The sequence below is a fragment of the Vogesella oryzae genome (genome assembly GCF_902829295.1).
GTDB classification, from domain to species: domain Bacteria; phylum Pseudomonadota; class Gammaproteobacteria; order Burkholderiales; family Chromobacteriaceae; genus Vogesella; species Vogesella oryzae.
Genome location: NZ_CADEPL010000003.1, coordinates 25,515 through 47,173, shown reverse-complemented (window position 1 = coordinate 47,173; position 21,659 = coordinate 25,515). Strand labels below are relative to the sequence as shown.

Annotated in this window: 20 protein-coding genes and 1 pseudogene; 8 read left to right on the top strand and 13 right to left on the bottom strand. The window is 63.3% G+C overall.

What is annotated here, in order from left to right:
• Positions 1-11 precede the first annotated feature (11 nt).
• Both HU218_RS01565 and HU218_RS01560 read left to right on the top strand, forming a co-directional pair.
• Positions 12-242 (top strand): tautomerase family protein, encoded by a 231-nt coding sequence (locus HU218_RS01565; RefSeq protein ID WP_174873175.1) that lies wholly within the window; start codon positions 12-14, stop codon positions 240-242.
• Positions 243-305: 63 nt separating this feature from the next.
• On the top strand, positions 306-1,532 hold the full coding sequence (locus HU218_RS01560; RefSeq protein WP_174873173.1) for an MFS transporter: 1,227 nt from the start codon (positions 306-308) through the stop codon (positions 1,530-1,532).
• Positions 1,533-1,767: 235 nt separating this feature from the next.
• Here HU218_RS01560 and HU218_RS01555 read toward each other — a convergent pair whose 3' ends face one another.
• From HU218_RS01555 to HU218_RS01520, 8 genes are all read right to left on the bottom strand, one after another.
• Positions 1,768-2,550 carry a substrate-binding periplasmic protein gene (locus HU218_RS01555; protein ID WP_174873172.1) on the bottom strand — a complete coding sequence of 261 codons (783 nt, stop codon included), beginning with the start codon at positions 2,548-2,550 and terminating at the stop codon, positions 1,768-1,770.
• A 523-nt stretch (positions 2,551-3,073) separates the two neighbouring features.
• Complete coding sequence (locus tag HU218_RS01550; RefSeq protein WP_174873170.1) at positions 3,074-3,727, bottom strand: hypothetical protein; 654 nt, start codon at positions 3,725-3,727, stop codon at positions 3,074-3,076.
• 152 nt (positions 3,728-3,879) lie between these two features.
• Positions 3,880-5,415, bottom strand: a complete 1,536-nt coding sequence (hutH, locus tag HU218_RS01545) for a histidine ammonia-lyase (RefSeq protein WP_174873168.1) — start codon at positions 5,413-5,415, stop codon at positions 3,880-3,882.
• 209 nt (positions 5,416-5,624) lie between these two features.
• Complete coding sequence (gene hutU, locus HU218_RS01540) at positions 5,625-7,313, bottom strand: urocanate hydratase (protein ID WP_174873167.1); 1,689 nt, start codon at positions 7,311-7,313, stop codon at positions 5,625-5,627.
• 87 nt (positions 7,314-7,400) lie between these two features.
• Complete coding sequence (gene hutG, locus HU218_RS01535) at positions 7,401-8,333, bottom strand: formimidoylglutamase (RefSeq protein ID WP_217450679.1); 933 nt, start codon at positions 8,331-8,333, stop codon at positions 7,401-7,403.
• Between the two features lie 3 nt (positions 8,334-8,336).
• On the bottom strand, positions 8,337-9,569 hold the full coding sequence (gene hutI / locus HU218_RS01530; protein WP_174873166.1) for an imidazolonepropionase: 1,233 nt from the start codon (positions 9,567-9,569) through the stop codon (positions 8,337-8,339).
• A 213-nt stretch (positions 9,570-9,782) separates the two neighbouring features.
• Complete coding sequence (hutC, locus tag HU218_RS01525; RefSeq protein ID WP_174873164.1) at positions 9,783-10,511, bottom strand: histidine utilization transcriptional repressor HutC; 729 nt, start codon at positions 10,509-10,511, stop codon at positions 9,783-9,785.
• A 72-nt stretch (positions 10,512-10,583) separates the two neighbouring features.
• The gene (locus HU218_RS01520; protein ID WP_174873162.1) at positions 10,584-11,285 is read right to left on the bottom strand and encodes a dienelactone hydrolase family protein; all 702 of its coding nucleotides are present in this window, start codon (positions 11,283-11,285) and stop codon (positions 10,584-10,586) included.
• A gap of 183 nt (positions 11,286-11,468) precedes the next feature.
• Here HU218_RS01520 and HU218_RS01515 point away from each other — a divergent pair, with 183 nt between their 5' ends.
• Together HU218_RS01515 and HU218_RS01510 are read left to right on the top strand one after the other, a co-directional pair.
• Positions 11,469-12,335 carry a D-hexose-6-phosphate mutarotase gene (locus HU218_RS01515; protein ID WP_174873160.1) on the top strand — a complete coding sequence of 289 codons (867 nt, stop codon included), beginning with the start codon at positions 11,469-11,471 and terminating at the stop codon, positions 12,333-12,335.
• A gap of 37 nt (positions 12,336-12,372) precedes the next feature.
• Positions 12,373-12,990 (top strand): hypothetical protein, encoded by a 618-nt coding sequence (locus HU218_RS01510; protein ID WP_174873158.1) that lies wholly within the window; start codon positions 12,373-12,375, stop codon positions 12,988-12,990.
• Positions 12,991-13,079: 89 nt separating this feature from the next.
• Here HU218_RS01510 and waaA read toward each other — a convergent pair.
• Positions 13,080-14,340: pseudogene (waaA, locus tag HU218_RS01505) on the bottom strand (lipid IV(A) 3-deoxy-D-manno-octulosonic acid transferase).
• Positions 14,337-15,296 carry a lipopolysaccharide heptosyltransferase I gene (waaC, locus tag HU218_RS01500; protein WP_174873157.1) on the bottom strand — a complete coding sequence of 320 codons (960 nt, stop codon included), beginning with the start codon at positions 15,294-15,296 and terminating at the stop codon, positions 14,337-14,339. Before waaC ends, waaA begins: the two are co-directional and overlap by 4 nt.
• Before the next feature lie 506 nt (positions 15,297-15,802).
• On the opposite strand from waaC, the gene HU218_RS01495 reads away from it, so the two are divergent.
• Together HU218_RS01495 and HU218_RS01490 are read left to right on the top strand one after the other, a co-directional pair.
• The gene (locus HU218_RS01495) at positions 15,803-16,582 is read left to right on the top strand and encodes a glycosyltransferase family 2 protein (protein WP_174873156.1); all 780 of its coding nucleotides are present in this window, start codon (positions 15,803-15,805) and stop codon (positions 16,580-16,582) included.
• A gap of 170 nt (positions 16,583-16,752) precedes the next feature.
• Positions 16,753-17,754, top strand: coding sequence for a S66 family peptidase (locus tag HU218_RS01490; RefSeq protein ID WP_174873155.1), 1,002 nt, complete (start codon positions 16,753-16,755; stop codon positions 17,752-17,754).
• Here HU218_RS01490 and HU218_RS16830 read toward each other — a convergent pair whose 3' ends face one another.
• Both HU218_RS16830 and HU218_RS01480 read right to left on the bottom strand, forming a co-directional pair.
• Positions 17,755-18,351, bottom strand: coding sequence for a DUF1294 domain-containing protein (locus tag HU218_RS16830; protein WP_174873154.1), 597 nt, complete (start codon positions 18,349-18,351; stop codon positions 17,755-17,757).
• 118 nt (positions 18,352-18,469) lie between these two features.
• A complete protein-coding gene (locus HU218_RS01480; RefSeq protein ID WP_174873153.1) occupies positions 18,470-19,198 on the bottom strand; it encodes a 16S rRNA (uracil(1498)-N(3))-methyltransferase in 729 nt (242 codons plus the stop codon).
• Positions 19,199-19,365: 167 nt separating this feature from the next.
• Here HU218_RS01480 and HU218_RS01475 point away from each other — a divergent pair, with 167 nt between their 5' ends.
• Together HU218_RS01475 and HU218_RS01470 are read left to right on the top strand one after the other, a co-directional pair.
• Positions 19,366-20,139 carry an inositol monophosphatase family protein gene (locus HU218_RS01475; protein ID WP_174873209.1) on the top strand — a complete coding sequence of 258 codons (774 nt, stop codon included), beginning with the start codon at positions 19,366-19,368 and terminating at the stop codon, positions 20,137-20,139.
• 142 nt (positions 20,140-20,281) lie between these two features.
• Entirely contained in the window at positions 20,282-20,851 is a 570-nt protein-coding gene (locus HU218_RS01470) for a DUF4337 domain-containing protein (protein WP_174873152.1), read from the top strand.
• Between the two features lie 16 nt (positions 20,852-20,867).
• Here the strand turns inward: HU218_RS01470 and HU218_RS01465 are convergent, their stop codons facing one another.
• Positions 20,868-21,566, bottom strand: a complete 699-nt coding sequence (locus HU218_RS01465) for an alpha/beta hydrolase (RefSeq protein ID WP_246210692.1) — start codon at positions 21,564-21,566, stop codon at positions 20,868-20,870.
• Positions 21,567-21,659: the final 93 nt, after the last annotated feature.

The following is a 21,659-nucleotide window of genomic DNA, read 5'->3' as shown; positions in this document are numbered from 1 at the left end:
GAGCACATGCCATGCCACATGTCGTTATTCATTACTTCGATACCGCACTCCCCGCTGCCGCACGCGAGCGGATCCAGCAATCGCTGGTGCAGCTACTGCAACAAGAGCTGTCATGCCGCGCCGGAGCGGTATCGATCGATCTGCAACCGGTTACACCGGCACAGTGGCAACAGCAGGTCTACCAGCCACTGATCGAACCGCGCATAACCGCGCTGCTGCGCCAACCCGACTACCGCTATTGATTCACCCTGCGCGGTGGCCCCGTACCACCGCGCACTCTACCCACTGTTCAAACAGGAATCGTCATGACTCAACACACCAAGCCGGCAGGCATCCTGCTGCTGCTGGCCATCCTGCTACTGTCGCTTAACCTGCGACCGGCCATCGCCGCCATCGGCCCGCTGATCCAGTCCATCAGCCACGACGCCGGGGTCACCTCGGTCGGCATCAGCCTGCTGACCACCATCCCGGTGCTGATGATGGGGCTGGGCGCCATCTACGCCGCACGCATCCGCCAGGCGCTTGGCGAACGCGGCGGCATCACTACCGGCAGTATCCTCATCGGCGTTGCCTGCCTGCTGCGGTTGTGGGCAGATGACCGCAATGGCCTGTTCCTCAGCGCTGCGCTGGTAGGGCTGGGCATTGCCGTGATCCAGGCGCTGCTGCCGGGCTTCATCAAGCGCAATTTCGGCGCCCGTACCAGCAGCGTGATCGCCCTCTACTCCACCGGCATTGTGGCCGGTGCCGCCATCGGCTCCGGCACCGCCTCGTGGCTGGAAGATCAGTTCGGCTGGCTGTCCACCCTGGCTGGCTGGTCGCTGCCCGCGGTACTGGCAACCGTGTTCTGGCTGCTCGCATCGCATGGCAGCCAGTACGAGGCACGCAGCAGCGTACAGGCCACCACCCGCAGCGTGCCGTTCTGGCGCATCGCCCGCTGCTGGTCGCTACTGTTGTTCTTCGGCATCGGCACCGGCGCCTTCATGCTGGCGATGGCGTGGGTCTCGCCGTTCTACATCGGCCTCGGTCTGAGCAAGGCGACCGCCGGCCTGCTGCTGTCGGTGCTGACTATCGTCGAGGCACTGACGGCGCTGTGGCTGTCGTTTACCATCAGCCGCTTTCCCGACCGTCGCGGCCTGCTGTTCACCTCGCTGCTGCTGGTGGCTGCCGGCTTCCTGCTGCTGATCGCGGCACCGCTGCTGGCCCCCTACTTTGCCGTGTCGCTGCTGGGCGTCGGTATCGGCATCCTGTTCCCGCTGTCCATCATCGTGGCCATGGACCATCTGAAAGACCCGACGCTGGCCGGCAACTTCACCGCCTTCGTCCAAGGTGGCGGCTTCGTCATTGCCAGCCTGGTGCCGCTGACGGCCGGCAGCCTGCGCGAAGTCTTCAACGACCTGTCCTACATCTGGATGCTGATGAGCATTGCCAGCCTGGGCATGCTGGTACTGGCGGTACGCTTCTCGCCGGCCAGCTACCAGCAATTCCAGCAAGACCTGGCCAGGGTACAGAGCGGCGAGCTGAAACCGGCGTGAGCAGACCCGCCTAATACTGGCGCGCCGCGATGTCCGCCAAAACCTGAGCACACCACAGACGTAGCATGAAAAAGGTTGGCCGCAAGCTCCGCGGCATGTTACACGGCGGCCCTGCTTGCCCGCTCGCGCTACGAAAACTCACCGCGACCCTGACACAGCCGGCAGGCGATGGCCATCAAGCACCGCCAATCTGCTGCCGATTGCGTGGGTCAGCCGCCACGGAGGCGGCAGAAGCTCAAGGCTGAGGTTCGCTCTGGTAGCGGTGGTAGATGGCATCGTAGCGGCCATCCTGCTTGATGCGGCGCAGGCCGTTCTCGAAGCGCTGCCGCATGGTCGGGTCCTGCCACAGCACCGTGGCCGCCTTGGACGCCAGCAGTGGATACATGCTGACAGCCGGCTGTTGCCCGCCCAGCTGGTGGCGGTTCCATTCAAAAATCAGCCGGTCGGCAAGAATCGCATCGCAGCGCCCCAGAAACAGCGCTTGCAGCTGCGTGGTCTGGTTGTCCAGCTCGCTGTATTTGCCCGCCGCCTTCGCCTGCTCCACATCATAGCCACCGGGAATATCCGCCTGCGCCCCGCCCCAGGCAATCACCCGCAATGGCTGCATATCCTGCAACCGATCCAGTTTCAGCTGCCGCTTTTGCAGGGCGATTACCACATTGTTGAAGCTATGCAGCGCCCGGCTGGTATAGCCATACAACAGGTGCTGATGCTGCAACGCCGGCGACACGTCATACAACGCATCCAGCTCGCCCAGGCGGTAGGCGCTGACGCGGCGGCTGAAGGGAAAGAACGCCGGCTCGACGGTTACCCCCTCGCTGCGCAGCGCCTCGGTCAGCAGCTCCACCGCGATGCCCGGCCGGTTATCGACCCGCACCCACGGCGGAATGCTTTCGGGAAAGCCGACTCTGACAATCTCGGCCGCCTGCGCCGCCAGGCTGGCACACACGGCCAGCAATGCCGGCAGTAATCTGGTGATGTTCAATTGCGATGGCACCTCAACTTCAATCCTGTTCACAGTATCGCCTAAGCAGGCGATTGTGTTACGGCAAGCTGCATTTCAGCCTTGCTTGCAGCAGCATCGGACCAACTCGCCCGATCCCGTTGGCGCGAGCCGGGCGAAACGGTGCGCCCCGGGTATTAAGCCGCCGCTTTGTCTGAGCCGCACGACGTTAGCACGCGGTGAGTTCGGCGGCGCCTGGGGCGTGCCGATTGGCCCGGGGTTTCGAACCGCCGTCGGGGCGCCTTGTCTTCGGTTACCTTCTTTTGGCAAAGCAAAAGAAGGTAACCCGCCCATTCCTTCGCGACACTGCGCTTGCCTCGCTCAGTCAGCGCGGAATGCGGCAGATAAAAACATCCGCATAGCGGATACCCCAGATAGAAACAAGGTTGGCCGCAAACCCGTGACGGTTTGCGGCCAACCTTGTTTTTGCATAACAGCTGTTATGTCGAATTTTTTATAATATTTGTGATCAACCTGTTATTTAATAAAGTTTAATCTAAGAAATGTGAGGCATATGAAATAAACTTTGGATGAAAGATTAGGTCTTTGAATTTTCTATTTGCTTTTTCTCTACTGCATCTCGTGTTTTTGGTGCCGGAATAAGGCTAATAAATCTAGCGAGACTCAACAAAGTCATGAATAGTCCAACCGTAGCGTGGAAAAGAAGTACAATTGCCGCCAAATTTGACTTAGGTGATAAATCAAAATCTCCAAATGTCGTCATTGTTATAAAACTACTATAAATACCACCCAGAACAGTACCTGTGCCAAGTTGCCACTTATGATCGAAACTCTCCGTCATAACTGTGTATGTGCATGCGAGCCAAAATATTATTTCAAAGTAGTTATGTAGCAGTAATAAGACTATGCGACGATATCCTTCAAGATGATATTCACCACCTGATTTTACTACTCGGTATTCATCAAAAAGTAGAACATTCGTTTGGTAAACTACTATTTCAAATGTTCTTAGAAAACCATAACTCATCAGTATATACCCGATTAGCGGATAGGGAGAACTAACGGCAATAAATATGGCTACTACAGAAAATAATAAATGGCCAAGAACCCAAAAATCCACGAAACGAGCATTAATTGCGGATGGAGCAATCTTTCGCACAAGTGAAAATACTGAAATTTTTGAGAGCAAATTAAATGTGCCTGACCAAAAATCAACAATGAATGATGACATTTGAAAACCTAACTCTTAATTAGGCCTCACCATCCGTCAGGTAGGTGAAGCGGACAGCCTGATCATACCACTAGCATGAAAAAAGGGCAGATCGTAATGATCTGCCCTTACACATTCAATGCGGCCAACCTTGGCCGCAAGCTACCCCACCCTTACAGCGACGGCAGCAGGCCGGGGATGGCGAAGCGGTTGTACTCGGCGCGCTGGATCAGGGCGCAGGCCTTTTCGATATCCGGCGCGAAGTAGCGGTCCTTGTCGTAGAACGACACTTCTTCACGCAGCATGGCCTTGGCGCTTTCCAGCGTTTCAGCTGCCTTGTTCGGCGCGCGGAAGTCCACGCCCTGGCAGGCTGCCAGCAGCTCGACGGCCAGAATGCCGGCGGTATTGTCGGCCATGTCGCGCAGGCGGCGGCCAGCGAAGGTCGCCATCGACACGTGGTCTTCCTGGTTGGCGGAGGTCGGCAGGCTGTCAACGGAGGCCGGGTGCGCCAGCGATTTGTTTTCGGACGCCAAAGCCGCGCCGGTCACCTGGGCGATCATGAAGCCGGAGTTCACGCCGCCGTTGTTCACCAGGAACGGTGGCAGCTTGGACAGGTTGCTGTCGATCAGCAGCGCCATGCGGCGTTCGGACAGCGAGCCGATTTCGGCAATCGCCAGTGCCAGATTGTCAGCAGCAAACGCTACCGGCTCGGCGTGGAAGTTGCCGCCGGACAGGATGTCGTTGTCGTCGGCAAATACCAGCGGGTTGTCGGACACCGAGTTGGCTTCCACCAGCAGCACTTCGGAGGCCTGGCGGATCTGGGTCAGGCAGGCGCCCATCACTTGCGGCTGGCAGCGCAGGCTGTACGGGTCCTGCACCTTGCCGCAGTTGGCGTGGCTGTCGGCGATTTGCGAGCCGGTTCCCAGCAGCGCGCGGTATTGCGCGGCGGCGTCGATCTGGCCCTTGTGGCCGCGTACCTGGTGGATGCGGTCATCGAACGGGGTGCGGCTGCCCTGGGCGGCTTCCACCGACATGGCGCCGGCCACGGAAGCGGCGACGTACAGGTCTTCGGCGGCGAACAGGCCTTCCAGCGCGAAGGCGGTCGACGCCTGGGTGCCGTTCAGCAGTGCCAGACCTTCTTTCGGTGCCAGCACGATCGGTTCCAGACCGGCGGCGCGCATGGCGTCGCCACCGTGCACGCGCTTGCCGTCGACAAAGGCTTCGCCTTCGCCGATCAGTACCGCGCTCATGTGCGACAGCGGGGCCAGGTCGCCGGAAGCGCCGACGGAACCCTTCTGCGGGATTACCGGGTAGATGCCCTTGTTGAACAGGGTGATCATCGCTTCCAGCACCAGACGGCGGATGCCGGAGAAGCCGCGCGACAGCGAGTTGATCTTCAGCGCCATCACCAGACGCACGGTGGAGTCCTTCATCGGCTCGCCGATACCGGCGGCGTGCGACAGCACGATGGAGCGCTGCAGCAGTTCCAGCTCGTCGGCGGCGATCTTGGTGTTGGCCAGCAGGCCGAAACCGGTGTTGATGCCGTACACGGTGCGGTTTTCGGCCAGCACGCGCGCCACGGTGGCGGCGGAGGCATCGATGGCAGCGTGGGCGGACGGATCCAGTGCCAGTTGCACGGAGGCGTCGCGGGCGATCAGGCGCAGTTGGGCCAGCGTCAGCTTGCCCGGGGTAATGGTGATGGTGGTCATGATGGTCTTTCCTTTTGCGCGGCGCAGGTTGGCCGCGACTGATGTTTCCGGATTGCGGCCATGCTTGCATGGTTGGCCGCAATCGCTTTGTTTTGTAACCAAGAAGGCTGCCGATTCAACTACTTAGCTGGATCGGCCCGGCAGCGCCTGAACAACACACTTTCTCGGCAGCCTGTGGCGGCCAACCTTGTGGGTTGGCCGCACGCGGATTACTTGATCATCGGCAGTTTCAGGCCGAAGCGCTTGGCAGCGGCAATCGCCTGCTCGTAGCCGGCGTCGGCATGGCGCATTACGCCGGAGCCGCAGTCGTTCACCAGCACGCGCGCCAGGCGCTCGGCGGCGGCGTCGGTGCCGTCAGCCACGATCACCATGCCGGAGTGCTGCGAGTAGCCCATGCCGACACCGCCACCGTGGTGCAGCGATACCCAGCTGGCGCCACCGGCGGTGTTCAGCAGCGCGTTCAGCAGCGGCCAGTCGGACACGGCATCGGTGCCGTCCTTCATGGCTTCGGTTTCGCGGTTCGGGCTGGCTACCGAGCCGGTGTCGAGGTGGTCGCGGCCGATCACGATCGGGGCCTTCAGCTCGCCGTTCTTCACCATTTCGTTGAAGGCCAGGCCAGCCAGGTGGCGCTCGCCGAGGCCGAGCCAGCAGATACGTGCCGGCAGACCCTGGAAGCTGATGCGCTCGCGCGCCATGTCCAGCCAGCGGTGGGTGTGCTTGTTGTCCGGGAACAGTTCCTTGATCTTGGCATCGGTCTTGTAGATGTCTTCCGGATCGCCGGACAGCGCCACCCAGCGGAACGGGCCCTTGCCTTCGCAGAACAGCGGACGGATGTAGGCCGGTACGAAGCCCGGGAAGTCAAAGGCGTTCTTCACGCCCTTGTCGAAGGCGACCTGGCGGATGTTGTTGCCGTAGTCGACGGTCGGGATGCCCATGGCCTGGAAGTCCAGCATCGCCTGTACGTGTACGGCGCAGCTCTGTGCGGCTTCGTCGGTCAGGCGGGCGTGCAGTTCCGGCTTGGTCTGCGCGTCTTTCCACTGCTCCACGCTCCAGCCGATCGGCAGGTAGCCGTTGATCAGGTCGTGGGCGGAGGTCTGGTCGGTCACCAGATCCGGCTTGATGCCGCCGGCCTTGGCGCGTTTTACCAGCTCCGGCAGGATTTCGGCGGCGTTGCCCAGCAGCGCGATGGACACGGCTTCCTTGCGGGAAGTGTGTTCCTTGATCAGTTCCAGCGCGTGGTCGATGTCGCGCGCCTGCTTGTCGACGTAGCGGGTACGCAGACGGAAGTCGATGCTGCTCTGCTGGCATTCGATGTTCAGCGAGCAGGCACCGGCCAGGGTGGCGGCCAACGGCTGCGCGCCGCCCATGCCGCCGAGACCGGCGGTGAGGATCCACTTGCCCGACAGGTCGTTGTTGTAGTGCTGGCGGCCGGCTTCGACGAAGGTCTCGAAAGTACCCTGCACGATGCCCTGCGAGCCAATGTAGATCCAGCTACCGGCGGTCATCTGGCCGTACATGAACAGGCCCTTGCGGTCCAGTTCGTTGAAGTGTTCCCAGTTGGCCCATTTCGGCACCAGGTTGGAGTTGGCCAGCAGCACGCGCGGGGCGTTGGCGTGGGTCTTGAACACGCCTACCGGCTTGCCGGATTGCACCAGCAGGGTTTCGTCTTCGTTCAGGTCTTTCAGGCTGGCCAGAATCTGGTCGAAGCACTCCCAGTTACGCGCCGCGCGGCCGATACCGCCGTACACCACCAGACCTTGCGGGTTTTCCGCCACGTCCGGATCGAGGTTGTTCTGGATCATGCGGTAGGCCGCTTCGGCGATCCAGTTCTTGCAGTGCAGTTCGGTGCCGTGCGGGGCACGGATTACGCGGCTAGCGTCAAAACGCGGGTCAGTCATGGGAGTGCTCCTAAATAGGTTGTGCTCTGTCAGGTGTTGTTCACTGCTTTCGCCGCCGCCGGCTGTCAGTCCGGCCGCGGTATCCGTCTAGCGCCGCAGCTGGCGCGTAATGCTCCAGGCCAGTCGCGCGGCCGCCTTGGCGCCGTGGCTGTCCTGATCAAAAGTCGGGTTGAATTCCACCAGGTCGGCGCCGATCAGCTTGCCGCTCTTGGCGATCTTGGACACCAGCGCTTCCACCACGCTGATATCGACGCCGTAACCGGCCGGGGCCGACACCGCCGGCATCTGTGCTGCCGGCAATACGTCCAGATCGATGGTCAGGTACACCACGTCGACGCTGTCGATGAACTCGGCCAGCTGGTGGCGGGCATCGGCCAGCTGCCAGGCAGTCATGTCGCTGTCCAGCCGCCATTCGGCGCCAAGGTTGGCCGCAGATTCGAACAGCGCGCGGGTGTTGGCGGTTTCCGCCACGCCCAGGCACAGGTAGCGGAAGTTGTGGCCGCGACGCGCGCATTCGGCGGCGATCTGCGCGAACGGCGTGCCGCTGGTGGCTTGTTCCGCGCTGCGCAGGTCGAAGTGGGCGTCGAAGTTGACGATGCCGATGCGCTTGCCGGCGCTGGCGTTGGCCAGCCCCAGCCAGTGACCGTAGGCGGTCTCGTGGCCGCCACCCAGTACCAGCGGCAGATGGCCGGCCTGCACGATGGCGGTGACCGCTGCGGCCAACCGTTGATGTGCGGCATCCAGATCGCCGTCTTCACACACCACGGTGCCGGCGTCGTACAGCGGCAGCGTCGGGTGATAGGCCAGATTGGCCAGCGCCTTGCGCAAGGCCAGCGGGCCGGCGACGGCGCCGGTGCGGCCCTGGTTGCGGCGCACGCCTTCGTCGCAGGCGAAGCCGAGAATGGCGATGCCCGGCGCGGCGCCGGCAGCCAGCGGCTGCACCACCTGGTGCCAGCGGCGGGCGGCTTCGCCCTCGGCGGCATCCACGCGGCCAGTCCACATGCTCATGTCGATAGTCATGGTTTAACCCTCGTGCTGCACCACGCCACGGAATACGCGGCGGGTCAGCGGATTGGTGCCGAGGCCGTACACGATCTCGGCAGGATGTTCGATGTCCCACAGCAGCAGGTCGGCAACATAGCCGGCAGCCAGCTGGCCGTGAGTCGCGGCGCGGCCCAGTGCCAGCGCGGCGTGGCGGGTGGTGCCCAGCAGCGCTTCTTCCGGCGTCAGGCCGAACAGCACGCAGGCCTGGTTCATCGCCAGACGGATGGAGGCAAACGGGCTGGTGCCGGGGTTGAGGTCGGTGGACACCGCCATCGCCACACCGGCGGCCCGCAGCTTGTCCACCGGCGGTTTCTGCGTTTCGCGCAGGAAGTAGTAGGCGCCGGGCAGCAGCACCGCCACGGGGCCGGACGCGGCCAATGCAGCGACGCCGGCATCGTCCAGGTATTCGATATGGTCGGCGGACAAGCCGCCGAATTCGGCCACCAGCGCGGCGCCATGCAGGTTGGACAGCTGCTCGACGTGGCCTTTCACTTTCAGGCCGTGCGCCTGCGCCGCCTCGAACACGCAGCGGGTCTGTGCCGGCGAGAAGCCGACGCCTTCGCAGAACACGTCCACCGCTTCGGCCAGCCCTTCCTGTGCCGCGGCGGGGATGATCACCTCACACACGTGGCGGATGTAGCCATCGGCATCGCCAGCAAATTCCGGCGGCAGCGCGTGGGCGGACAGCAAGGTGGTGGCCACTTCTACCGGCAGCGCCGCTTCCAGCCGGCGCGCGGCGCGCAGCTGTTTCAGTTCGTCGGCCAGCGTCAGGCCGTAGCCGGACTTCATCTCGATGGTGGTGACACCTTCCTTCATCAGCGCCTTCAGCCGTGGCAGGCTGGTGAGCGCCAGCTCGTCCTCGTCCAGACCACGGGTGGCGCGCACGGTGGAGATGATGCCGCCGCCTTCGGCCGCGATCTGCTGGTACGGCACGCCGGTGAGGCGCTTTTCCCATTCCGCGGCGCGGTTGCCGCCGTACACCAGATGGGTGTGGCAGTCGATGAAGCCGGGGGTGATCCAGCCACCCTTGGCGTCGATGATGTCGCCGTTGCCAAAGGCACGCAGTGCCGCATCCTGCGGCAGCACGGCGTGGATCTTGCCGTCACGCAGCCACAGCGCGTGGCCGTCCAGCGCGCCGTAGGGCGCGGTGACGGCGGCATCGCAGGTGGCGAGGCGGGCGTTGATCCACAGGGTGTCTTGGGGCTGGCTCATGGTGCTGTCCGGTGTTGCGCGATTAATTGTATATACATTTAGTCGATCACCGGCGGCACGTCAAGGATTTTCTGTTGCGGCCAACTGCGATGCTGCGGCAGCGGCCAGACTGCAGTCACAGCAAAAACCCTTAAAAAACAACAGGCCACGTCGTAACGTGGCCTGTTTGCGGTTGTTGCGTAAATGTATATACATTTACCTTGCATTGCCTGCTCAGCGCTTGCGTACCCGCGTCTGCGAACGCAGCTTGTACTTGGCGCCCGGATGCAGCAGGCGGGCAAAACTCACCAGATGCTTGCCGGACCAGGTGCGGCGCAGCACGCGCAGGCACGGGTCGCTGGGCTCCACCCCCAGCAGCCGGCATTCGTCCGGCGCCGGCAATACCGCTTCCACCGTGTGTTCCACGTCGGACAACGGGCAGGTGCGCATCAGATAGGCATTGGGGGTTTCGCGGCTGAAATCCTGCGCCAGATAATCCGGCGCCCATTGCGGGCTGACGTAGCGCTCCTCGATCTGGATCGGGCTGTCGTCCTCGAAATGCACGATCAGCGAATGGAACACCGGCGCGGTCACCGCCAGCCCGAGCCGCAGCGCCACTTCCTCGCTGGCGGCTTCCTGGCGCAGATAATGCACCGCGGCGCGGTACTGGTGGCCGCGGGTGGCGATTTCCTCGGCGATATTGTTCACGTCCAGCAGCGGCGACTCTGCCTTGCGCTCGGCAACATAGGTGCCGTCGCCGGCGTAGCGCAGCAGCACGCCGGCCTCGGCCAGATCGCGGATCGCCTTGTTGACGGTCATGCGCGAGACGCCGAATTGCTTCGCCAGTTCAACCTCGGGCGGAATCTTGGCGCCGGGCGCGAAGCTGCGGTTCTTGATGCCATCGAGAATGAAATCGCGGATGCGCAGATAGTGCGGCTTGGATGCGGGTTTGGGCGTGCTCATGCCGGCATTGTAAGTGAAAGCGGGATAACAGGTTGGCCGCACGGCGGCGGCCAACGTTGGAAAGTCGACAGCCTAGCCCAGGTGTTCGGCGAGGAATTGCAGGCTGCGACCGTGCGCCAGCGCGGCGGCGCGCTGGTTGTACATCTTGGGGCGGCCCCAGCAATTGAAGCCGTGGTCGGCATCCGGGTAGTCGTGGAATACCGCGTTAGGCTTGCCGGCAAACGCCTGCTTCACCTGTGCCACCAAGTCCTGGGTGATGTGCGCATCCAGCCCGGCATAGTGGAACATGATCGGCATCGTGAGCCGGTCGGCCAGCGCCAGGTGCTGGTGGATGCGGCCGCCGTAATAGCACACCGCGGCATCGGCCTGTGCCAGCGCCGCGGCGCGGAACGCCATCTGCCCGCCGAGGCAGTAACCCAGCGTCGCCACCTTGCCGTCCACCTCGGGCATGGCGCGCAGCGCGCCGACCGCGGCGGCCACGTCGCTGGCGCCCAGGTCCATGTCCACCCGCTGCAGGTAGTCATACGCCTGCTGGCTGCCGGCGTCGTCGTAAGCCAGATCCACCCGCGGCGACAGCCGCCAGAACAGATCCGGCGCCAGCACCACGTAACCGTCCTGCGCGTACTGGTCCGCCATGCTGCGGATGTGCTCGTTCACGCCCCAGATTTCCTGCACCAGCACGATGCCCGGACCATGCCCGGCCGGCGGCAGCGACAGATAAGCGGAAAACGTTTCGCCGTTGGCGGTTTGCAGATCGATCCAGCGAGAATTCACTCTTGCACTCCTGTAACAGGTTGGCCGCACGATGGCGGGGTTGGCAATGTGCCACGAACTGCTGCATTGTAGCCGGCAGCAGCCATTGATAAAGCAGTAGCCACCGCCGCAAGAACATAAGTTGCGGACGATTGTCCCAGCTGATGCGGCACCAGCCAGCACGCACCAGACAAGGATGCCATCATGTCCCACCCCGTCCATCCCGACCTGCTCCCTGCCGGCGTACGCGCCATCGAACTGGCGCCCGGTGTACCCGGCCTGGCCTTCAACCATCCATCGTTCAGCGCCACGCTGAGCCTGTACGGTGGCCAGTTGCTGGATTTCACCCCCAGCGGCGGCCAACCCTTGCTGTATCTGTCGCCGCAGGCGCGGCTGGAAGCCGGCAAGGCGATCCGCGGCGGTATTCCGCTGTGCTGGCCATGGTTCGGCCCGCACCCGCTGGACCCGAACCAGCCGCAGCACGGCGTGGCGCGCACCGCGTTGTGGAGTGTCAGCGCGGTAGCGCGCAGCGACGACGGGTTCCACGTGAAACTGGCCGGCCCGCGCCACGGCGAGCTGGACGTGGTGCTGACGCTGCAACTGGGCAGCAGCGTGGACATCGCGCTGACCAGCCACAACCGCGGCACCACCCCGCTCACCGTTTCTGCCGCGCTGCACAGCTACCTGGCAGTGGGCGATCTGCATGAAGTCAGCCTGTCCGGGCTGGAAGGCGCCACCTACCACGACAAACTCAGCGGCGGCAAAGGCAATCTGCCGGCCGATGCCTGGCAATTTGACGCCGCCACCGACGCGGTGGTGCACTACGCCGGCCCGTGCCAGCTGCACGATCCTCTCTGGCAGCGCCGCATCGCCATCAGCAGCAGCGGCTCGGCCAGCACCGTGGTGTGGACCCCGTGGCGCGAGGGGGCGGCACAGCTGGCCGATCTGCCGGACGATGGCTGGCAGCACTTCCTGTGTGTGGAAGCGGCCAACGCCGGCAGCGATGCCCGCGAGCTGGCGCCGGACAGCAGCCATACGCTGCGCCAGCAACTGCGCGTACTGGCGCTATAATCGCCGGCTTGAATCCGTTTTATCGAGATCTGCAGCAATGATGATGCAACCCGACCGGCTCGACCGGTTCTTTCCCATCACCTACCCCAACGGCGCCACGGTCAGCCGTTTTGCCAAACCGTGCCCGCATTGCCAGCAGCTGGTCAAAGCCACGGCCATGCAAGGGGTGGCGATGTTGCTGCAGGACAAGGTATTCGTGCTGGCCGATGGCCTGTGCCCGCATTGCCAGCACCGCTTCGTGGTGAAGTGCGTGATCGATGCCTACAAGCGGGTGTTCCCGGTACAGCTGCCGGTATTCCTGTTCCGCTGGCTGCTGCGCTGGGGCGCCAAGCGCCAGCTCAAGCTGTTCCGCCAGCAACCGGAATGGCAGCGCGCCAAGCGGCTGGTGGAAGCGATGGACAGCGAGGAAGTAAAAGAAGCCGTCAGCCAGCTGGCCAACCGGCTGCTGGCCGACAGCCCGGGGGTGGAAAAATCCGCCGATATCGTTGGCCGGTTCCAGAACCTGCCGATCTATGCCTGGCTGCGTCACGACGGCCGCACCCTGCTGTTTGACCGCGCCGCGCCCGGCAGCGATGCCCAGTTCCAGCTACAGGCCGGCGAAGTGTTGTTCGACGGCCGGCTGATCTACAAGGAAGTCACCCCGCAGCAGGCGTGAATCACGCCTCGGCTGAAAGAAAAAACCCGCCAGTGAACCGGCGGGTTTTTTTACGTCCGGCAGCACGACAGCGCTGCGCCATCCTTTGGCTAGGCCGGCAGCTGGCTGCGGATCAGCTGCAGCATGCGCTCGCTGGCACCGCGATGCTGCGCGGTAAACGCCAGCCCCGCCGCCCGCATCTGCTGGCGCGCAGCATCATCCTGCAACAGCGCCAGCACCGCCGACACCAGCGCGTCGGCATCGGCGACCTGCCGCGCCGCGCCGGCGGCCAACGCCAGCGTGGCGGCCTCGGCAAAATTGAAGGTGGATGGCCCGATCAGCACCGGCAGGCCGACGCTGGCCGGCTCGATCAGGTTCGTTCTGCGAGCCGAAATCCAGCAGCGAGCCGCCGACAAAAGCCACATCGGCAGCGGCATAGTAGCCAAACAGCTCGCCCATGCTGTCGCCCAGCCAGACCTGGGTGCCGGCGGCGACCGGCTGCTCGTCGCTGCGGCGCTGCACGCTAAAGCCCAGCTCTGCGGCCAACGTCGCCACGCTGTCGAAGCGTTCCGGATGCCGCGGCACGATCAGCAGCAACGTATCGCCGCGCGGCGCTGCCCGCCAGGCTCGCAGGATCAGTTCTTCTTCGCCATCGCGGGTGCTGGCGCACACCCATACCGGCCGCTGGCCGATGCGCTGGCGGAAATCCTGCCCCAACGCCAGCTTGTCTGCCGGCGGGGTGAAGTCGTATTTACTGTTGCCACACACCTGCACGTTGGCCGCACCCAGCTGCCGCAGCCGCACGGCATCGGCCTCGCTCTGCGCCGCCACCGCGGTGAGCGCGCGCATGGCCGGGCGGATCAGTACGCCGATGCGGCGGTAACCGCGCAGCGATTTTTCCGACAGCCGGGCATTGACCAGGAACAGCGGCACCGCGGCGGCACGGCAGGCGTGCAGCAGATTGGGCCATAGCTCGGTTTCCATCAGCACACCGAACTTCGGCCGCAGCGCGGCAATGAAGCGGCGCATATTGCCGGCGCTGTCATACGGCAGGTAGCGAATCTCGGCGTCCGGATACAGCTCCAGCGCGGTGGCGCGCCCGGTCGGCGTCATCTGGGTGATGACGAAACGCGCGGTCGGATACTGCTGCCGCAGCAGCTTCACCAGTGGCAGCGCGGCGCGGGTCTCGCCCACCGACACCGCGTGCAGCCAGATCACCTCGCGGCCATCGCCCTGGGGCAGGTCGCGGCCGAAGCGTTGGTCCCAATGCTGCAGATAGGCCGGCGCCTTGCGCGCCCGCTTGCGCAGGTAGCGCTTCACCAGCGGCGTCAGCAGCGGCCACAGCGCGCGGTACAGCAACCGCGCGATCACGCCGCGCTCCGGCAACGCGCCAACAGCGCCAGCACGGCTTCAACCGGCGGAATCACCCCGGCTTCGCCGATGTTGGCCGCACGCGCGGTCTCTACCACCCCGGTCAGCGCCGGATCGGTATCGGTGTAGATCGCCACCAGCGGCACATCCAGCGCATTGGCCAGATGCGTCAGCCCGGTATCCACCCCCACTACTGCAGCGGCATGGCCGAGCATGGCGGCGGCGGCGGACAGCCGCATTTTCGGTGCCACCAGCGCGCCGGGAATGGCGGCGGCCAACCTTTGCGCACGTTGCTGTTCGGTGGCATTGCCCCACGGAATCACCGTCGCCAGTCCCTGTGCCTGCAGCGCCTGCGCCAGCGCCACCCAGTGCGCCTCCGGCCACAGCTTGCTGTCGCGGCTGGTGGCATGCAGCAGCACCCAGTACGGCGTGGCCGGCAGCCAGTCCGGCCGGGCACCGGCGCGAATGCCGAATTGCGGCGCGCCACTGGGCTGGTAGCCGAAGGCGGCAGCAAACAGCTGGCGGTTGCGTTCGATGGCGGACAATTGCCGCGCCACACGGTAGTGGCGGTCGTAAAAGCGGCTGGCCAGCGGCTCGCGGATGCTGTCCGCGTCGTAACCGGCCAGCGGGCCGTTGGCCAGTTTGCCCGGCAGCGCACTCTTCAGCAGGCCCTGGGCATCCAGCACCAGATCCCAGCGCGTGTCGGCCAGGGCACGGCGCAAGCCGGCCATCTCGCGCCAGGTGGCGCCTTGCAGCAGATGTTTGCGCCAGCGGCGCCAGGCAATCGGAATGGTGCGCGTGACCTGCGGGTGCAGGCCGGGAATATCCACAAAGGCTTCTTCTGCCAGCCAGGTCACTGCCACATCCGGGCGCGCACGCGCCAGATCGGACAGCGCCGGAAAGGTGTGGATCAGGTCTCCCATCGAGGAAGTGCGCAATAACAGGAGGTTTTGCATGCGCCGGATTGTACGAGCGGCCCTGTGGTTAACCAAGTAAAATCCGCCCGCACCGTTTGTGGATAAGGCGCTGTGGATAAGAAACGCCAGATTTACCCACAACTGCTCAGAACACTGCCGGTAGTAGTAACCCACCGCTCATCAACAAGCTAAGCTACTGTCAGGTCAAGGTTTTTGACTGTTATCCACATTTTCTGGCGCCTTTATCTTTATCTTCAATATAAAAATGGGAAAACAGGGAACAACAGGATGACTGCAGTGCGTGCCGTAAAAAAACGGTACTGCACAGCCCAGGTGGAACAGTTGGCTGCCAGCATGTGGAAAACTCCACCCTGCAGAAAAACCGTAGAATTATCCACAACTGCTGCACCAGCCATCCTGCTGGCAAAGCACAGCTTTCCTGCCGCGACAAAATATTGAAAACAAAGCAGAAATTACGGTTATCAACAGCTGTTGACGACCTTCATCTGCCCTCTTCTTTTTAAAAATTGGACAAACCTAGATATATGTCTGAACCGCTAAGTCTGGTGCTCATTACCAAAAACGCAGAGGCACTACTGGAAAAGTGTCTGCAAAGCTGTGCTTTTGCAGACGAGATCGTGGTGGTGGATTCGGGAAGCAGCGACAGGACATTGGCAATAGCTTCTGCCTATCAGGCAAAAGTTATCCACCAGGAGTGGCTGGGTTTTGGTCCGCAGAAGCAGTTTGCCGTGGCACAGGCCAGTCATGACTGGGTGCTGTGTCTGGATGCGGATGAATGGCTGTCGGAAAAACTGGCCAATGAAATCATGAACTTGCTGGCAGATAACCAGCGCTTGGCCGCAACCGGTGCCTGGCGCTTCGCGCGCAGCAACAAGTTCATGGGGCGGTTTCTGAAATTCGGTGAGGGCTATCCGGATTACAGTCTGCGGCTGTTTGATCGCCGCCGTGCCAACTGGTCGGACGACCTGGTACATGAATTTGTCCGCAGCAATGGCCCGGTTGGCATCGTGGCCGGCGACCTGATGCATGAATCGGGGGAAGACATCGCGCTGTATCTGGGCAAGCAGAACCGCTACACCAGTTTGCAGGCAGAAACGCTGTATCAACGCGGGAAAAAGGTGGGGATAGCCAAGCTGTTATTCAGCCCGCTGCTGCGCTTTGTAAAGTTTTACCTGTTCCGCCAGGGTTTCCGCGACGGTTTGCCCGGTTTTGTCCACATCAGCATCGGCTGCTTCAACAGCTACAGCAAATACGCCAAGCTGATCGAGCTGCACCGGCTGGCGAAACCGCCGCTAAGCCGCTAGCTGATGCGGTAAATGGTGGATAACTGGCGGCAGAGCGTGGCCCTTTAGGCGCCACTGACAGTTATCCACAGACACACATGGACTTGATGCCGGTGTCGGGCGAATAGCACTTTTTTCGTGGCATCGCTTGTGTCAGGCTAGGCGGCCAACCTTTATCCACAGCCACTGCCATGCACATACGTTTTCCTGACCCGTTACGGCCTGGTGACCGCGTTGCCGTTTGCGCGGTGTCCTCCGGGGTGCCGGAAGTGCTGCAAGGGCGGCTGGATGCCTCGCTGCAGGCGCTGCGGGATGCCGGTTTCCAGGTGGTGGAAGGCGCGACCCTGCGCCGGCAGCTAAAAGGCGCCAGCGGTAGCGCCGCCGAACGGCTGGCCGATCTGCAGCAGTTCCTGTACGACCCTGCCATCCGCGCCATCCTGCCGCCGTGGGGCGGCGAGCTGGCGATCCAGCTGCTGCCCGGTATCGACTTCCCGCGCCTGGCCGGCATGGCTCCCAAGTGGTTGTGCGGTTTTTCCGATATTTCCACCCTGGCTGTGCCGCTGACACTGCGGGCCGGCTGGGCCACGCTGCACTCTCCCAATGTGTTTGATCTGGCCGATCCGGCACGGGTTCAGGAAATGCAACCGCTGTGGCATAGCTGGCAATACGGTTTGCCGCCACAGCAACAGGCCGCCACGCGTTTCTGGCGCTTTGGCGACCCCAGCGTAACGGAAAGCAGCCGCGTACGCGTGCTGGGCAGCGACAGCGCCGTTATCGAAGGCAGATTGCTGGGCGGCTGTCTGGATGTGTTGTCGCGGCTGGTGGGTACGCCGTATTTCGATCTGACGGCGTTCAAGCAGCAACCAACGCTGCTGTATCTGGAAAACTGCGAGCTGGCGCCGTATGAATTGCTGCGCGCGCTGAGCGGCATGCGGCTGGCCGGGGTGCTCGAGGATCTGGCGGGGCTGGTGCTGGGACGCAGCAGCGGGCCGGATACGACCGCGGACTGCGATTTGGGTTACCAGGATGTCTTGTTGCAGGCCTTGGCCGGACTGGCCTGCCCGGTGGTGGTGGATGCCGATATCGGCCATGTGCCGCCGCAGTGGAGCCTGCTCAATGGTGCCTGGGCGCGGCTGGAGGTCGCCGCCGGCAGGGCGCAGCTACGGCAGTGGCAGGCTGCCGGTGGCGAGTAATCAGCGGCTGATGGTGTATTGCAGCCACAGCAGCAGGCCAAGGTTGGCCGCAATGCTGACCTTGTAGCGCCACTGGAAACCCGGCTTGCTGGACTTGTGGCGCAAGCGTTGCTGCGCCAGCAGCGCACCGGGCCAGCCGCCCAGCACGGCCAGCAGGTGCAAGGTGTTTTCGCGGACACGCCAGCGGTTTTGTTGCGCGGCGCGCTTGTCGCGGGCGTACACCGCGTAGGTCAGCAGGCTCAACAGCAGGTACAGCCCGCCGATTGCTGCCGGCAGATAGCCCAGCAAAGTGCTACCTGCTAGCAGCAGGACAAACAGCAACAGTAGTGGCGATATACCGCGCTGCCGCCGGGGCGGCGCGTAGGGTGGTCTGAAGCGCGGCATGCGTACCTCCTGCTGGCGGATGTCGAGCGCGCTAAGACGCCCTTGCGGATCGCGGCTCACGCAGTAACTCAGCAAATCGCCATTGCGTGGCGGCCGCTGCAGATGGCGGAAGGCGCGGCGCTGTGCAAAGGCGGGTTTGCCGCCATGGCGCGGGGTGATGAAACCGATACCCAGTTCGTCATGCCAGTTGTGAAGTCTGCCCTGTATACGCATGTCTGAAAGCAATCGCTGTTGAATCTGCGATCATTTTCTATGCAAAAGACATTTATGCCAAATGTTTTAAACCGTGCCGGTGCGACGGTTGCCAGCCTGTTGCGGCGGTGGCAACGGCTCAGACGCTGTAGTCGCCCCACACGGTCTGGATGGCACCCACCGCGGCCAGCGCCGCGGTCTCGGTACGCAGGATGCGCGGACCCAGTTTCAGCGGGGTCCAGCCGGCGCTGATCGCCGCGTTTTCCTCGGCGGCAGACAGCCCGCCTTCCGGCCCGGCCAGCAGCCACGCCTGTGTTGGCTGCTGCGCGATATCGGCCAGACGGCGGGTACCCAGCGGCGACAGCAGCAGGTGGGCATCGGCTGGCGGCAGTGCGGCCAACCATTGCTTCAGGGTCAGGATCGGCAACACCTGCGGGATTACGTTGCGGCCGCTCTGTTCGCAGGCGGCGATGACGATTTCCTGCCAGCGTTGCACGCGCTTGTCGGCGCGGTCGCCGGCCAGCTTGACGATGCTGCGCTCGGTAGCCAGCGGCTGGAACACGTTGACGCCCATTTCCACGCCTTTCTGCAGCGTGAACTCCATGCGGTCGCCGCTGGAAATGGCCTGCGCCAGTCCCAGCCATACCGGCGACTCGCGGCTGGTGTCGTCAAAACGCTGGATGTCGCAGCTGGCGTCGCGTTTGCCGATGCTGGTAAGCGTGGCCTGGAATTCGCCGCCACGGCCATTGAACAGGGTGATGGCATCGCCCTCGCGCAGGCGCAGCACCTGGATGTGGCGCACCACCGTGTCCGGCAGCGCGTACTGTTCTGCCGTGGTCAACACAGCGTCGATGAAAAACCTTGGCATTGCGTGTTGCCCGTAACTGTCGATGACGGTATTTTGCTTGTTTTGCTGCAGTTGCAACAACCACGGCGTGCAGCAGGGTCCGCATCCGGACCATCGGCGTTACCGCGGCTACCCGCCGCGGTTCCATACCACCACAGCGGGAGAGAGCTTTGCAGGTAGTCGACGAGGTGATCAAGGTCGTACGCGCGGTAGCCCAGAGCGAGGTGATGCCGCGGTTCCTGCGCGTGGGCAAAACGCGCAAGGAAGACGGCTCGCTGTTTACCGAGGCGGACCTGGCCTGCCAGTCGGCGCTGCAGCAACAGTTGCCGCAGATCCTGCCGCACCCGGTGCTGGGCGAGGAAATGAGCATCGAGGAGCAGGACGCGCTGTGGGCGGCCAACCCCCATGGGCTGTGGGTAGTGGACCCGATCGATGGCACCACCAACTTCGTCAACGGCCTGCCGTACTTCGCCATCTCGGTAGCGCTGATGGTGGATGGCAAAAGCGAGCTGGGGGTGATCTACAACCCGGTGTCGGACGAAGTGTTCTATGCCCGCCGCGGCCACGGTGCCTATCTCAACGGGCAGCGTCTGCCACTGAAATCGATGGCCAACAGCATGGGCGACGCCATCGCCGCGGTGGAAATCAAATATCTGCGTTCCGGCAAACTGGCGGCACGCATGGGCAGCGTGGCGCCGTTCGGCAGCCAGCGCAGCATGGGCTCCAGCACCCTGGACTGGTGCTTCCTCGCCGCCGGCCGTTACGACCTGTACCTGCACGGCGGGCAGCGGCTGTGGGATTACGCCGCCGGTGCGGTGATCCTGGAAGAAGCCGGTGGCCGTATCGCCAGCCTGAATACCGACGACTACTGGGCGGATACGGTGTGGAAACGTTCCGCCATTGCCGCGCTGGATCCGGCATTGTTCGCCCAGTGGCACCGCTGGGTGCGTGCCAACCAGTAGCGCCAGCATCGCTTCGCGACCACGGCCAGGCCAATGCCTGGCCGTTTGCATTGCAAGCGGTTACCCGTTGCTACCTATCGTTGCAGTCGCCCGTCGCTGCCGCCGCGATACTGGCTGCTAGTGAAACCGGTCGGAGCGTGCCATGGAAGTAGAACTGAGTGTGGAAGGCCGTCAGCGGCGAATCAACACCGCGGTAGCAATGACTGTCGTGTTGCTATCGGTGTTCATGGGTATTGCCAAGATCAAGGACGACAACCTGGTGCAGGCAATGCAGCTGGCCAAATCGGATGCGGTGGATTTGTGGTCGGAATACCAGAGCCGCAGCATCAAGAAATCGCTGGCCGAAAGCACATTACAGCAGCTGGAAATTGCAGGGGCGTCCAATCCGGCGCTGGTAGCGTCGCTGGCTCGCCAGCGCAACGAACTGCAGCAGAAAATTGCTGCCTACAACCAGGCGATCCCGGCGACTGCCGCGAAGGCCAAGGATCGCGAGGCGGAATACAACCGGCTGAACTTCCACGATGACCAGTTCGACCTCAGTGATGCGGCGATTTCTATCGGCATTGCCTGCGCAGCGGTAGCGGCATTGGTCGACATGTGGCTGCCACTAGTGGTGGCCTGGGCTTTCGGCACATTTGGCGCCGTATTCGGGATGGCTGGATTCTTTGGCTGGATGCTGCACCCGGACTGGCTGATGAGCCTGCTGTCCTGAGTGCAGCCCGCCGGGTTCAGCCGGCGCTGAACCAGCTGCCCGCCGCCAGCCAGGCGGCAAAATCCTGTGCCATCTCGGCACCCAGCTGGTGGCCGTGGGCATAGCGCTGCAGCTGGTGTGGTACTCCCAGCTCGGTGAGCCAGGCATCGGCCCGCTCGGCCCAGGCAATCGGCAGTTTGTCGTCCAGCTCGCCGTGGCCGATGAATGCTGTTAACTGCGATAACGCCGATTTTTCGCCGATGATCGGTGCGATTTCCGGCAGGATGCGTCCGCTCAGCAGGCTGAAGCCGGCGACGCTGTCCGGTGCGGTCAGCGCCACACCGGCACTCATGATGCCGCCCTGGCTGAAACCGGCCAGCACGGTATGCGCGGCATTGATGCCGTATTGCTGCTGCAGGCTGGTGCACAGCTGCAGCAGCTGACGGCGGCTGCTTTCCGCCTGCTGGGCATCGATGCGCGGGCCATCCGGACCGAAGCTGACCTGGAACCAGCCATACTGCTGCGGCCCGAACACCAGCGGCGCCCGCAGCAGTACCAGCTGTACCCGCTCGTCCAGTAGTGGCTGCAGGCCGGCCAGGTTCAGCTCGTTGCCGCCGACACCATGCAGCAGCAACAGCAACACTTCGGCCGCTTGCGTGTTGTCTCGTGGCAGTGCACGGTAGATCAGGCCGGAGGCGGTATCTTCGATAGCGGGTGGCAGGCTGCTGGCGGTCATGCGGTGTTCCTTGGCTGCGGGTGGGGTAAGCGGCATTGTGCCGCCGCAGTGGTGGTGAATAAACCGCTGTTGGAGAAAAGGATTGTTGCTGCT

Excerpts from the sequence above, each read along its gene's own strand:
- HU218_RS01565 (WP_174873175.1), top strand. The coding sequence starts at position 12 with ATGCCACATGTCGTTATTCATTACTTCGATACCGCACTCCCCGCTGCC.
- HU218_RS01560 (WP_174873173.1), top strand. The coding sequence starts at position 306 with ATGACTCAACACACCAAGCCGGCAGGCATCCTGCTGCTGCTGGCCATC.
- HU218_RS01550 (WP_174873170.1), bottom strand. The coding sequence starts at position 3,727 with ATGTCATCATTCATTGTTGATTTTTGGTCAGGCACATTTAATTTGCTC.
- hutH (WP_174873168.1), bottom strand. The coding sequence starts at position 5,415 with ATGACCACCATCACCATTACCCCGGGCAAGCTGACGCTGGCCCAACTG.
- hutU (WP_174873167.1), bottom strand. The coding sequence starts at position 7,313 with ATGACTGACCCGCGTTTTGACGCTAGCCGCGTAATCCGTGCCCCGCAC.
- hutG (WP_217450679.1), bottom strand. The coding sequence starts at position 8,333 with ATGACTATCGACATGAGCATGTGGACTGGCCGCGTGGATGCCGCCGAG.
- hutI (WP_174873166.1), bottom strand. The coding sequence starts at position 9,569 with ATGAGCCAGCCCCAAGACACCCTGTGGATCAACGCCCGCCTCGCCACC.
- hutC (WP_174873164.1), bottom strand. The coding sequence starts at position 10,511 with ATGAGCACGCCCAAACCCGCATCCAAGCCGCACTATCTGCGCATCCGC.
- HU218_RS01515 (WP_174873160.1), top strand. The coding sequence starts at position 11,469 with ATGTCCCACCCCGTCCATCCCGACCTGCTCCCTGCCGGCGTACGCGCC.
- HU218_RS01510 (WP_174873158.1), top strand. The coding sequence starts at position 12,373 with ATGATGATGCAACCCGACCGGCTCGACCGGTTCTTTCCCATCACCTAC.
- waaC (WP_174873157.1), bottom strand. The coding sequence starts at position 15,296 with ATGCAAAACCTCCTGTTATTGCGCACTTCCTCGATGGGAGACCTGATC.
- HU218_RS01495 (WP_174873156.1), top strand. The coding sequence starts at position 15,803 with ATGTCTGAACCGCTAAGTCTGGTGCTCATTACCAAAAACGCAGAGGCA.
- HU218_RS01490 (WP_174873155.1), top strand. The coding sequence starts at position 16,753 with ATGCACATACGTTTTCCTGACCCGTTACGGCCTGGTGACCGCGTTGCC.
- HU218_RS16830 (WP_174873154.1), bottom strand. The coding sequence starts at position 18,351 with ATGCGTATACAGGGCAGACTTCACAACTGGCATGACGAACTGGGTATC.
- HU218_RS01480 (WP_174873153.1), bottom strand. The coding sequence starts at position 19,198 with ATGCCAAGGTTTTTCATCGACGCTGTGTTGACCACGGCAGAACAGTAC.
- HU218_RS01470 (WP_174873152.1), top strand. The coding sequence starts at position 20,282 with ATGGAAGTAGAACTGAGTGTGGAAGGCCGTCAGCGGCGAATCAACACC.
- HU218_RS01465 (WP_246210692.1), bottom strand. The coding sequence starts at position 21,566 with ATGACCGCCAGCAGCCTGCCACCCGCTATCGAAGATACCGCCTCCGGC.